10 protein-coding genes are annotated in these 14,408 nt (G+C 50.6%); 5 read left to right on the plus strand and 5 right to left on the minus strand.

Annotation, left to right across the window (positions count from 1 at the left end; all coding sequences use genetic code 11):
* Positions 1 to 781 precede the first annotated feature (781 nt).
* Positions 782 to 1,690 carry an ABC transporter six-transmembrane domain-containing protein gene (locus L462_RS21835; protein WP_032677612.1) on the plus strand — a complete coding sequence of 303 codons (909 nt, stop codon included), beginning with the start codon at positions 782 to 784 and terminating at the stop codon, positions 1,688 to 1,690.
* Between the two features lie 43 nt (positions 1,691 to 1,733).
* Positions 1,734 to 4,850, plus strand: a complete 3,117-nt coding sequence (locus L462_RS21830) for a multidrug efflux RND transporter permease subunit (RefSeq protein WP_032677613.1) — start codon at positions 1,734 to 1,736, stop codon at positions 4,848 to 4,850.
* 172 nt (positions 4,851 to 5,022) lie between these two features.
* On the opposite strand, the gene L462_RS21825 is transcribed toward L462_RS21830, so the two are convergent.
* The 4 genes from L462_RS21825 to L462_RS21810 form a co-directional block, all read right to left on the minus strand.
* Positions 5,023 to 5,919: a PhzF family phenazine biosynthesis protein gene (locus L462_RS21825; RefSeq protein ID WP_032679654.1), complete on the minus strand. Its 897-nt coding sequence runs from the start codon at positions 5,917 to 5,919 to the stop codon at positions 5,023 to 5,025.
* Positions 5,920 to 6,056: 137 nt separating this feature from the next.
* Positions 6,057 to 6,593 carry a GNAT family N-acetyltransferase gene (locus tag L462_RS21820; protein WP_032677614.1) on the minus strand — a complete coding sequence of 179 codons (537 nt, stop codon included), beginning with the start codon at positions 6,591 to 6,593 and terminating at the stop codon, positions 6,057 to 6,059.
* A gap of 255 nt (positions 6,594 to 6,848) precedes the next feature.
* A complete protein-coding gene (locus L462_RS21815) occupies positions 6,849 to 9,881 on the minus strand; it encodes an autotransporter outer membrane beta-barrel domain-containing protein (RefSeq protein WP_032677616.1) in 3,033 nt (1,010 codons plus the stop codon).
* 116 nt (positions 9,882 to 9,997) lie between these two features.
* Positions 9,998 to 10,312, minus strand: a complete 315-nt coding sequence (locus tag L462_RS21810) for a lipoprotein (protein ID WP_014169014.1) — start codon at positions 10,310 to 10,312, stop codon at positions 9,998 to 10,000.
* A gap of 175 nt (positions 10,313 to 10,487) precedes the next feature.
* Here L462_RS21810 and L462_RS21805 point away from each other — a divergent pair, with 175 nt between their 5' ends.
* The 3 genes from L462_RS21805 (at position 10,488) to L462_RS21795 (ending at position 13,298) form a co-directional block, all read left to right on the plus strand.
* A complete protein-coding gene (locus L462_RS21805; protein WP_014169015.1) occupies positions 10,488 to 11,120 on the plus strand; it encodes a response regulator transcription factor in 633 nt (210 codons plus the stop codon).
* Positions 11,117 to 12,904: a hybrid sensor histidine kinase/response regulator gene (locus tag L462_RS21800; protein ID WP_032677617.1), complete on the plus strand. Its 1,788-nt coding sequence runs from the start codon at positions 11,117 to 11,119 to the stop codon at positions 12,902 to 12,904. The genes L462_RS21805 and L462_RS21800 overlap by 4 nt, the downstream gene beginning before the upstream one ends.
* A 76-nt stretch (positions 12,905 to 12,980) precedes the next feature.
* On the plus strand, positions 12,981 to 13,298 hold the full coding sequence (locus L462_RS21795) for a YebG family protein (protein WP_032677618.1): 318 nt from the start codon (positions 12,981 to 12,983) through the stop codon (positions 13,296 to 13,298).
* Positions 13,299 to 13,450: 152 nt separating this feature from the next.
* Here L462_RS21795 and L462_RS21790 read toward each other — a convergent pair whose 3' ends face one another.
* A complete protein-coding gene (locus L462_RS21790; protein WP_032677619.1) occupies positions 13,451 to 14,287 on the minus strand; it encodes a MipA/OmpV family protein in 837 nt (278 codons plus the stop codon).
* Between the last annotated feature and the right edge of the window lie 121 nt (positions 14,288 to 14,408).

The raw sequence follows: 14,408 nt of genomic DNA on the forward strand, positions 1-14,408 counted from the left end.
GATATTTTTTGCGAAAACGTAAGCTGTCAGCGTCTCCATATTGGCTACACAATTCATAAATAATTATCCAACATTGTTAAGTAATAATCCTTAGCCAGGGTATGAATAATTCAGATTCCCACTATCCGATGACTCTTGCCTGGGGCAGGGTAAGTTTAGTGAAAAAAATATTTTTATTTTTAGAGGGCAATTATCATGATGGCTAAGGTAAGTTTTCGGCGTGAGAATGTCATGGCCTCTATTTTATTTTCTATTTTGTCCTGGGGGTTATTGTATTCCTGGGTTTATCTTATGCGTGCCACCAATGAAAGAGTAGATTCAACTTTACCTGAGTCATCAGTGATTCAGGTTTCGATAATATTGGCTGTCATATTTTTCGTGTTTCAGAAAAGACCCGGCGTATTAAAAAATCTTTTCATAATAATATCTGGGTTAATCTTGATATTTTTATACACAATCACTGTGTTACATCTGCTTTTGAATGTGGTTCCGGATATCGATGATTTCGTTTTTTATTATGAGTGTTTTTTATTGATGTTTTTTTGTGGGCTGCCTATGTATTTATGTCTAAGGATGATTTGATTCCAGTTGTGTTCATTCCGGAGAACGGCTTAGAGGCGTACATATACCCTCCATAAAACGTCCATTCGCAATTGATATCATGACGTTAAACTCCTCATGTACTTTATTTGATAGCTATATCAGTTCATTTTTACGCGATCTGAACTCATTAGCTAATGGCAGAATACTTTCTCGAACCGATGCTTAACATACATTCATCATGACCTATAAAAACGAAAAATACGGTTCCACGGCACCTGGGGTGGCTATCTCACTAAAGAGACTCGCGTTCCGTCACATTAAGAAATTGTGTATTACTTTTCTGCTCGTTATTACAGAAAACGTTGCATTTCTGCTCTATCCCGTTCTGGCTGGCGTGGCCATAAATGCCATTCTGGCAGGGCAGACGGCACGTGCGACCATCTATGGCCTTCTGGTTCTATTCATGTGGTGCATCGGGGCCGCCAGACGTAGCGTAGATACCCGAACTTTTGCACGTATTTACGCAAGTCTTGCCGTGACGGTAGTGTTAGCTCAGCGAAAATATTCACACAATCAATCGACTATTGCCGCGAGAGTAACGCTATCGCGAGAATTTGTGGACTTTTTTGAATTGCATCTGCCTGTCTTTATCACTTCGATAATTTCCCTTTTCGGTGCTGCAATTATGCTTTTGTGGATTGAGTTCTGGACAGGAATAACCTGTTTGATCATCGTGGCAATATTAATGTGCTTTGTCTCAGGCTATGCCTGTAAAAACGAGGCGCTTTACCGACGACTTAACAACCGCCTTGAAAAAGAAGTCGATTATGTTGATAAGGCATCTTTTAGTGCTTTGAACCGACACTATGACACGCTTGCCCGTCTACGGATGGTCTTATCCGACAGAGAGGCATGGGGATTCTTATTCATAGGCATTCTGGTCTCTGCGCTATTTTCAATGACCATTATCAGGATGAGTATGGAAACCGGAATTAATGCCGGTCATGTTTATTCCGTAATGACCTATATGTGGATGTTTGCAACAAGCCTGGATGACGCTCCACATCTCCTTGAGAAATTTTCCCAGCTTCGAGATGTAGGTCGGCGGGTCTCAACAGACGATGAAACGCATTTAACGGGAAAGTGATTATGAATTTAGACCATTTGCATATTGACTGGAAGTATACCTGATGCCGTACTTTTTCATTAAACGTCCCATTTTCGCATGGGTTGTCGCTCTGTTTATTGTCCTGGCAGGCGTATTGTCTATTCCTCGTCTACCGGTTGCACAATATCCTGCTGTTGCACCACCGGGTATTATCATATCAGTCAGTTACCCTGGCGCTAGCCCGGATGTTATGAACACTTCCGTCGTATCACTGATTGAACGTGAAATTTCTGGTGTTGATAATTTACTGTATTTTGAGTCTTCCAGTGACGCTACGGGTATGGCGTCAATTACAGTGACCTTCAAACCCGGAACAGATATCAAAATCGCCCAAATGGATCTGCAAAACCAAATTAAGATTGTGGAGCCTCGCTTGCCGCAGTCTGTACGACAAAATGGGATAACTGTTGAAGCGGCCAATTCCGGGTTTTTGATGATGGTGGGATTAAAATCCCAAAATGGAGAATATCAGGAAGCTGATTTAAGTGATTATTTCGCCAGAAATGTGACGGATGAACTCCGACGCGTACCCGGTGTAGGGAAGGTTCAACTTTTTGGCGGAGAAAAAGCACTTCGCATTTGGCTGGACCCTATGAAATTACACGGCTATGGGCTGTCTGTCACCGATGTATTAAACGCCGTCAGTCAACAAAACGTGATTGTTTCTCCGGGCCGAACGGGAGATGAACCTACGACCGACGGGCAGGGGGTTACCTATCCTATAACGGTAAAAGGGCAACTCTCTTCGGTTGAAGAATTTCGCAATATCACGATTAAATCGCAAGTCTCCGCTGCGCGTCTGACGTTGGCAGACGTTGCCCGCGTGGAGTCCGGGTTACAAAGTTATGCATTTGGGATACGTGAAAATGGTGTGCCCGCCACGGCTGCAGCCATTCAACTGTCGCCTGGCGCTAATGCAATGAGTACCGCATCGGGTATCCGTACGCGGTTAACAGAGCTATCGGGTGTACTTCCGGAGGGAATGGAGTTCACCGTACCTTTCGATACGGCTCCGTTTGTGAAGCTTTCTATCCTGAAAGTGGTTGAGACATTTGTCGAAGCTATGGTTCTGGTCTTTTTCGTTATGCTGCTTTTCCTTCACAAGATTCGCTGCACGATTATTCCTGCGATTGTTGCACCGGTGGCGCTACTCGGTACCTTTACCGTGATGTTATTAAGTGGTTATTCCATCAATATTTTGACCATGTTTGGTATGGTGCTGGCCATCGGGATTATTGTCGACGATGCGATTGTTGTGGTCGAGAATGTGGAACGTTTGATGGAGGAAAAAAGCATGTCTCCGCAGGAAGCGACGCGAGAAGCGATGCGTGAGATCACTCCGGCGATTATTGGTATCACGCTGGTGCTTACCGCGGTATTTATACCGATGGCCTTTGCCAGCGGCTCTGTTGGTATTATTTATCGGCAGTTCTCTATTTCAATGGCCATATCTATTTTACTGTCGGCATTCCTGGCGCTGACATTAACCCCTGCGCTTTGTGCAACCCTGCTCAAGCCCCATGGTCGTCATCACGGTAAGAGCAGTGCATTTTCAGCGTGGTTTAACGCTCACTTTCATAGACTGGCTTCATTTTACGCCACCGGGCTGGGCTTTGTTCTTAAGCGTACTGGCCGCATGATGGCGATCTACGCTGCTTTATGTATAGCGCTGTATGCCGGTCTGTCTTCCTTACCTTCTTCATTTTTACCTGATGAAGACCAGGGATATTTTATGTCGTCAATCCAGCTTCCATCGGATGCCACGATGCAAAGGACGCTTAAGGTCGTCGATGAGTTTGAAAATGAAATCGCCCACCGTCAGGCGGTAGAAAGCAACATTATGATCCTGGGGTTTGGGTTCTCAGGCTCGGGTCAGAACTCGGCTATGGCGTTCACCACACTGAAGGACTGGAAACAGCGTAAAGGGATCACGGCGCAGGATGAAGCCGACTATATTCAGTCCCGAATGGCAAATGTGCCTGACGCCGTTACGATGAGTCTTCTGCCTCCGGCGATTTCTGATATGGGTACCTCTTCCGGGTTCACTTATTATTTACAGGACAGAGGCGGTAAGGGTTATCAGGCATTAAAAAAGACCGCGGATGAGCTTGTTATGCAAGCAAATCAGGATCCTCGACTGGCCGATGTCTATATTGATGGGCTTGGTGAGGGGACACGTCTCTCCCTCAATGTCGACCGGGAAAAAGCGGAAGCCATGGGTGTGTCTTTTGATGAGATTAATCAAACCATTTCCGTCGCAGCGGGTTCCAATTATGTCAATGACTATACCAATCATGGTCGGGTTCAGCAGGTTATCGTCCAGGCGGATGCTCCGTACAGGATGCAGCCAGAACAAATTTTGGCCTTGTCAGTCAGAAATCATCTGGGGCAGATGCTTCCGTTATCCACTTTTGTGACACTTTCGTGGAATGTTGCTCCGCAGCAACTGAATCGTTATCAGGGATATCCAGCCATACGCATAACCGGAAGTGCCGCTCAGGGAAAATCGTCGGGCACTGCAATGGTCGCCGTGGACAAACTGGCTGAGCACTTACCGCCAGGATTTGCAGGGGAGTGGGCGGGGAGTTCTTTACAGGAAAGGGAATCCGCTTCACAGCTTCCAGGACTCATTGTGCTCTCTATACTGGTAGTATTTATGGTGCTGGCTGCTCTTTATGAAAGCTGGTCCGTGCCCTTCGCGGTAATGCTTGTTGTTCCGTTGGGGCTGCTCGGTGCTGTGCTGGCCGTAGCCGTTACGAATATGACTAATGATATCTTTTTCAAAGTGGGCCTGATTACCCTGATTGGTCTTTCCGCTAAAAATGCGATTCTGATTATCGAATTTGCGAGACAATTGATGAATGACGGAAAGAACCTAATTGATGCGACAATAACTGCAGCGAAGCAACGTTTGCGACCCATAATGATGACTTCTCTGGCTTTCACATTGGGCGTTGTTCCACTGATGCTTGCCAGTGGGGCCAGTGACAGTACGCAGCATGCCATTGGTACCGGTGTATTCGGCGGGATGATTAGCGGCACACTACTGGCAATTTTCTTTGTTCCGGTATTTTTCGTTGTGGTCAGCCGATTTACCGGAAGGCGAAAAGATAGACTGGAAAATAGCCGGAACGGCTAATATCGGTCATATTTTCCAGCCGGTTAAAGCATGGTTATCGCTTGACTGGCTGGTATATCTCCTTTGCCAGTGAGCATGGTGAGGACAGGTATGATGACACATACATCTATGTGTTACTGAACTACGTAAAGGTCCTGGTTAACCGTCCGCTTCTCCTCATTCACCGCGGCCGTCAGGGCAATGAAAATGAGCCTTCCATGACAATAACGCTTTTTCCTCCTACCCGAACTGACGGGCTTTCTGCAGTGCCGTCATAGCCTGAAAATAATATGCTGGCGCGCCCCATATCAACGCCCTGGCTTACGCGAAGAGAGAGCTCTTTTTTATTGCGAAGCTGGGCCAGCAGGGCTGTTACTGCGCCAGTCGCGCTGCCTGTTGCCGGATCTTCGGTCATGCGGGGCGTAAACATCCGGGCCTGCAAATCACACGGGTCTTCAGGATCCGTTTCCAGCGTATAGGCGTAAATGGACACCGCACCGTCGAGGGGCAAAATAGCCCGGAACCCCTGCAAATTGGGTACGCAACAGCGAAGCGCATTTCGGGTCGCGAGTTCGACAATCAAAAAAGGCAGGCCAACAGAGGCGACGACAGGCATATGCATTTCAGTGCGTATATCACTGGCTTCAAGAGAGAGGCAGGCCGCCACGTTTTCTGGACTGACTTCTGAATGGCAGGATAAAGCTTGCGGAACAAGAAGTTCTGCACCCGTGACCTTTGCATTTTCTCTGATAATCCTGACAGGTACCCGTCCGGCGGCTTCTTCGAATATCAGCGTTTCAGGTAGCGATTCGCCATTCAGTTCAGCCTGATACGCCAGGACAAAAGCAGTCCCAATATTGGGATGACCAGCGAAAGGGATTTCACGCGTCGGGGTAAAAATCCGTACCCAAGCCGTATGTGATGGTTCTTCAGGAGGTAAAACAAACGTCGTTTCACTGTAGCCAAATTCTAACGCGAGCAGCTGCATTTGCTCAGTGGTCAATCCCTCGGCATCCAGAACGACAGCTACCGGGTTACCGCAAAACGGTTTATCAGTAAACACATCTGCAATCACATAACGTCTTCTCACCAGGACCTCAACTTCCATGCCTTAAAATGAATTTATACTCAACGAGTTTGTCGTTTTAATATACGCTCACGTGAAAACATAACCCACTGGCATTTACCTGTATGCGTATTTTTCACCTTAACGACTGAAGGTGATGTTTACCTGGTTTTGTTCATCCACTCCGTTAAGGTGAGTGAATACAAAAGGCTCGGCGGTGCGTCTTTAATATCATGTATATCTCTGACATATCTCAGTCCCGTTTTTTCAAGAACGTTCTGTGACGCCAGATGGTTAGCTCTGACAACGGCTGAGATCTCGGTGAGTTTCATATCATCAAAACCATACCTTACCGCGCGTGTAGCAAATTCTGTCGCCAGGCCTTTTCCCCAGGCATCTGTCGATAACCGATATCCAAGATTGTTAATCACACAATCGCCATAGCTACGGATGCTCAGACCACCAAATCCGATAATTTTTTCAGGGGATTCGAGAAGCGATATGGCGAAGCTACCAAAGCTGTGAGTTTGCCAGTGGGTGAGCCAGCGATTGAGAACCGTTTTTGCATGATCAATATCCGGGTAGGGGCCTGCGGGGTTAAACGTGTTCGTCGCCGGATCACCATAAATTCTGAAAAGATTGGCTACGTCTGATGCTATTACCGGGCGAAGGCACAATCGAGTTGTTTCAATTCGCAAACAGACCTCCTGATATGTGTTGACGGGAATATGTCTTTCATTAATTGATGCTCTCTGATTTAAGCATATATGTGTTTTGACGTAATTCGACAGATCCGATTGTGTGCTGTCGTGGCGAAACGCACACGACGAATACCCTGGTGTGTTAACCAATGGGCACAGGTCAGCCTTACCAGATATCAGTTTGCGATGGACAGAAAACGGACAAAAAAAGACCCGCAGTACGCGGGTCTGTATAAATGCTGAAAAGGGTAATCAGAACGACCAACGCAGGTTAGCGTTGACCGAATTGATGCGGGTGTCTTGACCGAGTTGCCCCTGATAACCGACATCCAGCGTCGCAGCGCGCGACAGCTGTACGCTGACGCCGATATCGCCCACCATCACGTCCTCATCAACGGCCTGGCCCTGGGTGATGAACGCGTCACTGCCGGCAAATGCCATCCGCGATGAGGTGTTTTTATCCCCGTAGGCGTGCTGCCAGCCCAACGAACCATACAGGTTAACGTTTTTCGGCAGTTCGGTGACGCCGCGCATCCCGAGCGTGGAGTAGAAGGTGTTCATCGTTTCATTACGCACGCTCAGCGCGGCGGCACCGCCATCTTCCCTGAAACTGTCGGTATGCAGTCGAATCCAGGACAGGTTGATAAACGGTTCAACATTCATCGCCGGCTGGCCAAAACGGTAGCCCGCCTCGGTAAACGCCAGCAGCGAGTTGGCGTCGTAATCTGACTTCAGGCGGTCCGAGAAACCACTGAAATCAACGTTGCGCTCGCCTTCAATCTTGTGCCAGGTGTAACCCAGCGCGCCGCGCAGTGAGAACGCATTCTGTTGCCCTGCGGCATACAGGCCAAGGTGATAGTTGTCGGTATCCGTGGATGAACGGCGGCTATCAACGTCGTAATCACCACGGCTATAGCCGAAGTACCCCCCGACACGTACGTTATGGTCAGCCAACGTGCGATCCGCGCCCAGCAGGAAGCCGGTGGTGTTGCCGTCCAGCTTGCCTGCGTTACCGTTGTCGCGCGTTCTGCTCCAGGAACTGAAGGTCTGGCCCCATACACCGTTATTTTGTTGCTCCGGCTGTTGTACCAGCGACATCGCTAACGGCGGTATCGGCAGACTGTCATTATCGAACGCGCGCTGCATGCGCTGGTTCAGTACGTTGAACAGCTGAGTGCTGCCGGCGATCAGGTTAGACTGTACCGACGGGTAAACTTCACCTGACAGCTGGTTGAACGCCTCGCGCGCTTGCGGTGCGCTGAGTACCAGCAGAGAGTTATACAGCGCCAGGGAAGGGCCGTTTTGTGTCAGCGTGGAAAGCGCGCCGGCGGTATTCCACTGGTTGCTGGTGTTGGCTACCGTCTGGAAAATACCCGGCTTACCGCTTCCTGGATTTTCTCCACCTGGATTCTCGCCGCCTGGATTCTCACCGCCAGGATTCTCACCACCCGGATTTTCACCCCCTGGGTTCTCACCGCCCGGATTCTCACCACCCGGGTTTTCGCCCCCAGGATTCTCTCCGCCGGTCTCTTTCTGCGCGATGGTGAGATCGACAGCGTCGGTGCTCTGTTTCAGTGCCACGTCCAGGAAGGCGGATTTGGAGATGGCCCCGGCGAACTGGCCGTCAATTCCCCCGTTGGAGGTTAGAATGCGATAGCTTTGGCCCGTTTTGTAGCTGGTCTGCGGATCCAGCGCGGTAACCTGTACTTTAGCCTGATCGCTGATGGTCGTTTTGCCAGACACCAGTAACTGATCGCTGCGGCCGTCACCAGCGATATCAACGTCATAGAACGATGCACCCACAAAATTCAGGTAGCGTTTCAGCGTCAGCGTGCCGATAGTGCCATCACCGGGCGAGATATGGCCGCCGGAGAGGATCTCTGTCTGGCCCAGCGTGCCGTCACCGCCCAGCGTGCCGCCGGCTTTGATCGACGCGGCGCTGCTGTAACCTTGTCCGTTACTGACCTCCGATCCCGCCGTCGCGTTGAGGATCAGCGTGCCGCCGTTCTCGGCGCTAAGCGTCTGCACATCAAAAATATCGTCTTCGGGTTGGGTATTGATATTGCTGGCAATAATGACTTTTCCACCGCGCGCGGTGACGTTCGCCTTGAGCCCTGAAAGATCGCCGTTCAGCGTGGTCTGGCCGGAGGTAGTGATCACTTCACCTTCGCCGCTCATCTTGTTGCTGAAAACGTAATTTCCGTCGGTATGGTTGAAATAGACATAGCTGCCGAATAACCCACCCCGAAGGCTGATTGCCGTCTTCGCATCAAGAGTGCCCGCGCCGCCCGCCGCGCCGAGCGTCGGCTCCGTTAAACCGGTGCCGGAGTCCATATTGCCGCGGCTGCCGATTATCAGTGCGCCCCGGTTCGAGCCAGAGCCCGTCATCCCCACTACCAGCTCATTACTGCCTGCGGAAAATGCACCGCCGTCCATGACCGACAGTACGCCATTGCCGTAATCGCCAACGCTAACGCTGCTGGCACTGGTAAAACGCGAGCCCTCGCCCGCGATAACCAGCTCGGCGGTTTTACGTGCGCCTGAGACGCCCGCCACCTGAATGTTGCCCACGTTAACCGCTCCGCCGTTGAGCACGTCCAGATCGCCATAAAGCGTGAGCGTACGGCCAACATTCCATTGCGAACCGGATCCCGTGACGGTGGCTTTCGGGCTCAGCTTGTCGGTTTCATCTGGGCCGGAACCATTGCCGATACGGGCATCGTAGGTGGTGTTGAGCGTCGCACCGTTTTCAATCGCCAGCGTGGAGCGGGCTCCCAGGTCAGTGCCAACGCTGAGAAAATTACTGACGACGCGTGAACCGGCGCCCGTAGCGATTAGGTGGCTGTCGTAGCCACGGGTGGTACCGACCACGATCTCCTTCGCGCTGGCCAGCGCACCGTCTTCGACTCGCAGGGTGCCCAGGCCAAGATTCAGGCCACCACGCAGAATGTACTGATCGTTAACCGCGTTCAGCTCGGCGTTTGGTCCGCGGACCGTGACCACGCTTTCATAAATTTGGCCGTTGAACAGTCGACCGATATTGATGTTATAGGCAGTGATTTTGCCATTATCGATCAGCAGGTTCCCGCGTTGGTTACGGCCGACGTAAACATCGCCGGTGTAACCTAAAGATTCGGTAACACGCGCATCGCCGTCAAAAATGGCATCCGCTGCGCGAGCGAAATCGGCAGGGGAGAGCATCAACAGCGGTGCGGAAAATAGAGCGAGGTAAAGTCTGGAAAGCGGTGTCTTAACCGCTAAAGAATGCGATGTAGAGTTATTCACGGGCTATCTCCGTACTCATTAGCATGATGTCTGGAAAATCGTTTTTATATGAAACTCAAATGTGTCGGGAAATTTAAAAGGCGTTATTATTTGTACGCCTTTTGGTATTGAGGAAATTATTTATGCGTGACAACCGGCGTACAGGTCGGCGCGCTTAGCGTCGGCGCAGATCCTAAAATTCCAGGCATCATCATTGATGAGCAATCGAAAATTCGCCCTTTTTCTGTCGTGGCGCGATAAGAAAGTTTTTGGCCGCCCAACGCATCCGGTTGGGCACCATTCACGTTGGTCACCGTTATTTCGTCCGACGAGCCCAGCCCCAGCATTTTAGCGGTTTCCGCCTGCAGCAGTGGAATAGCCTGATCGGTTTTCAGGGTGGAACAACCGGCTAGCATCAACGTAACGGTTAAAGCGATTAGTGGTCTTTTCATAAATTATCCTTTATATCCAACCAGTTAAAATCACTGATTGTATTTATGTTTTCTATTACCCAAATCAGCGGGTAATATATTTCTCTTTCCTAATTGAAAAAACCCTCCTAAAGTAGGGTGGGTCGATAATAATTCATCTGTACTCTCAGATACGCGAAGGTGAAAGGAGATTCCTTTGGGGCAGAATTATGCGTTGGTTGTTGATGACCATCCATTGGTAGCAAGCGGCATCGCCAATTTTCTGATTACACATTGCCGGTTCAAACAGGCGTATGTCGTGACGAATGAAGAAGATTGCTACCGTCATATTAGGGAAAATGGCCCGCCACGTTTACTGGTAATCGATTTTTGGCTATCTTCCGGTACGGCGTTGAAATTACTCAAAGAAGTGAAACAACTTTACCCTCAAGTGCGCCTCCTGGTCGTCAGTGGGGATGAAAATAACGATATCTGGCAGAAAGTGCATACGGCCGGAGGACACGGTTTCGTATTGAAAAGCGAACCTCCTGAATTATTCTCACGGGCCGTTTTTGCCCTGGCGGATAATCTGACATGGTTTCCTTGTGCAAACGAATGTGCCGTTAAGACGAATAATGAGCAGTTAAGTAAATTTAACTTAACGCCGCGGCAAATTGATGTTTTGAATATGATTATGCGCGGCCTGCCAAATAAAAGAATTGCCGCCCAGCTTTCTATTTCTGAGCCCACGGTAAAAGAACACATCAGCAATATTCTGAAAAAGATAGGCGTTAACAGTCGGGTGGAAGCCATCACGCTACTGCATGGCAAACGGGAGCCGTCGGAATGAGGTTTTTCCAGGGTTCACAGAACGATGGCATCTCTCCCCCCGCGCAAATTCGCCTGCTGAATAATACGTTTCTGCGGCTGGTATTCAGCTTTAGCGCTGTGCCTTTTGTCGGCATTCCTTTCGCTATCTGGATCCATTTGCTGGGGGACGATCTGGGTCCCACCATTACCTGGATAATAATTTACTTGCTCTGTGCTGTGGCGATCCGAATAGTGCATCGGCGCTATCAGCAAGAGGTTAAAGAAAATGATGATGAGGCCGTCCTGCGCCGCTGGCTTCCGCGCATTAATAAGGTGGCCTTTTTTCACGGGCTGGGGATTTCATCACTCTATTTAATTACCCCGCAGACGCAGAATTTTGACTTTTTCCTGCTCCTTAATATCAGCATTGCCGCTATTGTCGCTGCCAATGCGACGCATCTGACGCCGGTCATCAGCACCTTCACACGGTTTTTCTTTGCCTCCTGGGGGGTTCTGACTCTCGGTATCATCCTGCGACTGGATGACCTGATGTTCATCGTGCTGATGCTGAACCTGCTGTACGGCTTCGCAATCTACCGCCATGCGTTAACGTCCCACGCGTTCTTTATCCAGCAAGCGCTGCTGGAAGAGCAAAGCTCACGCCTGGCGGAGCAGTTCCGGCAGGCCAAAGAAGAAGCGGAACAGGCGTTGCTCGATAAAAATCAGTTCCTGACGACCGCCAGCCACGATCTGCGCCAGCCAGTGCATGCCATGGGCTTTTTGATCGAAGCCATTATCCACAGAAACCAGGACGACAGCCTGACGCCGCAGCTGCTTGACCTGCAACAGAGCGTTCGTTCGGTGCACCTGATGTTCAATTCCCTGCTCGATCTCAGCAAAATTGAATCTGGCAATGTGATGACCGCCCCTACACGCGTGGACATCGGCACGCTTCTCGACTCGGTGATCACCCTGTTTCGCGAAGAGGCCAACAGTCGCGCACTGCGGCTGCGAACCTGGCGGCCCAAACGTCGCCTCTTCGTGATGGGGGACCCGCTGCTGGTGCGTCAGTCCTTGATTAACCTGATACAAAATGCCCTTCGCTATACGCAACAGGGCGGTGTGCTGGTTGCCATCCGTCCGCGCGGTGCCGAGTGTCTGGTGGAAGTATGGGACACCGGGGTGGGGATCGCCGACGACGAAAAAAGCAAAATCTTCTCGCCTTACTACCGCCCCGAGCTGGCATGGAAGATCGACAGCGCAGGGCACGGGCTGGGCCTGGCGGTGGTTGCCCGCTGTGCCAAGCTGATGAACGTGAAGTATGGAATGCACTCCATTGAAGGCAAAGGTTCGCGCTTCTGGATGCGCTTTACTCAATACACGGGTGACGTGAAAGCGGTGGATCCACTGCCCGCCGGTGACAACATCGCTACACCGGTACGCTATGCGCCACTGCATGGCTCCTGCCTGATCGTTGACGACGATCCGCTGGTGACGTCCGCCTGGGAGAGCCTGATGAGCCTCTGGGGGATTAACGTGCGCTGCGCGGCCTCGGCCGAAGACGCTTTTGCCATCATTGACGACGGCTTCACGCCATTTGCTGTGCTGTGCGACCAGCGCCTGCGATCCGGCGAAAGCGGGTTCGACATCCTGAAAGCACTTTTCGAACGTCTGCCCGACATGAGCGGCGCGATGGTCAGCGGGGAGTTTAACTCGCCGGTTTTGCTGGAAGCGGAGCAGGAAGGCTACCTGGTGTTGCGTAAGCCGCTGGAGCCAGCCAAACTGCATGCGCTACTGACACAGTGGTCTGTAGGCTCGGGCTAAAACAAAAGTACAATTTGACTGCAACACAATTCTGGAAATGCTATACTGTATATAAATACAGTATGAGAGGTGCATAATGGCTGTTGAAACAAAATATGTTGTCGTACGAAAAGGTGAAGAGAAAATGACATTTGCCAGTAAAAAAGAGGCTGACGCTCACGACAAACTGCTCGACATGGCAGAAGCGTTCACCGACTGGCTGTTGCAAAGCGGCATGCAGATGGATGAAACGCAGGCTGAAAATCTTGGGCTGTATCTCGCCGAGCAGAAAGAGGCCGTGCAGCATATTCTGCGTACCAGCAAGCTTCCCGATCTCAATGCCGCCACTGCCACAGATAACCCAGAGCCAGATGCGGTTGGCAGTAAGAAAATCAGAGCCGTTAAAGCTGCCTGATCGCCAGAGTGCATCATTGATTCTGATGCCCCGAGTCAGGGGGGCATCAGGGAGTGTTGAGTGCCGCCCCGTTATCTGACAGGGGCGGAACGAAAACATATTATTGAGAGTTCAGAGCGAGAAGTCGTCGGGAAGCACTCATCCCATCACGATCAGAAGCTGTACGTCACTTTCAAACTTCCCGTGGGCGACGTTTTTCGTTGAACAATGGGGCTATTGCCTGCATCTCCCGTCAACTGCGTAATACCTGTTGCGACAGCTACGCTCCAGTCTGGGGTGAGCTTGTGGGTCCAGTCCACATTCAGCGAGTAAGCATAAATACCGGATCCAGCATCATGTCGGGAAAACCCCGATGCTGCTGACTGTGCAGCATTCACCCCGTAGTAAGTCTGCATGTATTTGCTGGATCCCCAACTGGTGGTCAGCGCCAGCGTCAGCGAATTTTTCGGTGATGTATAAAGCGGGCTGATAATCCCGAAATGCAGGGCCTCACCGTTGTTTCTTTCAGAAATCGGCACTTCAGCCTGCAATTGCACACTCAGCCAGTCGGTCACCTTATACCCCAGTCCGGGCACAATGATGGCCGATCCTTTGACATCACCCATACCCCGCAAGTCGTCACTGCCGGAGTTTATTGAATCGCTGTTCACGTCACGATCCTTGCGGCCAGCGCGATAGCTCAGCGCAGCGTTGTAATCCAGCTTACCGACACTGTTACCGTAACCGATACCCCGCGTGGTGCTGATAAAGACGCCATTTGCCATGGAGTAATCAAGCACTAATGCTGTAGTGGCGCGGCTTTTATCCGAACCAGAATAGCGTGGCGCAATATCCACACCTCCCCCCAGGGTCAACACATTACCCTGGTTCTGTTCTGCCGCCAGTGTGGGGGTGGCCAGAAACGCCAGAACGACTCCCGGCACTATTTTTTTCAGGCTGCGAGGCGGGAGCAAAGGAGGAAACTGATGACGCAGTGCGATGTTTCTCATTAAAGAAGTCCTTGTGGATTCAAATGATGACGATACAAGCGGTTATTCACGCCAGTTTTCTCAGTTTGAATACGCACCCTAAGGTTCTTATGAGCCGAAAATGAAGAAACGCTGAAGCAAG

This window comes from Enterobacter sp. BIDMC 26, from assembly GCF_000534435.1.
In the GTDB taxonomy this organism is placed as follows: Bacteria; Pseudomonadota; Gammaproteobacteria; order Enterobacterales; family Enterobacteriaceae; genus Enterobacter; species Enterobacter ludwigii.

Bases quoted from the DNA above. Each gene is read 5' to 3' on its own strand.
- L462_RS21835 (WP_032677612.1), top strand. From the start codon at position 782: ATGACCTATAAAAACGAAAAATACGGTTCCACGGCACCTGGGGTGGCT.
- L462_RS21830 (WP_032677613.1), top strand. From the start codon at position 1,734: ATGCCGTACTTTTTCATTAAACGTCCCATTTTCGCATGGGTTGTCGCT.
- L462_RS21810 (WP_014169014.1), bottom strand. From the start codon at position 10,312: ATGAAAAGACCACTAATCGCTTTAACCGTTACGTTGATGCTAGCCGGT.
- L462_RS21800 (WP_032677617.1), top strand. From the start codon at position 11,117: ATGAGGTTTTTCCAGGGTTCACAGAACGATGGCATCTCTCCCCCCGCG.
- L462_RS21795 (WP_032677618.1), top strand. From the start codon at position 12,981: ATGGCTGTTGAAACAAAATATGTTGTCGTACGAAAAGGTGAAGAGAAA.
- L462_RS21790 (WP_032677619.1), bottom strand. From the start codon at position 14,287: ATGAGAAACATCGCACTGCGTCATCAGTTTCCTCCTTTGCTCCCGCCT.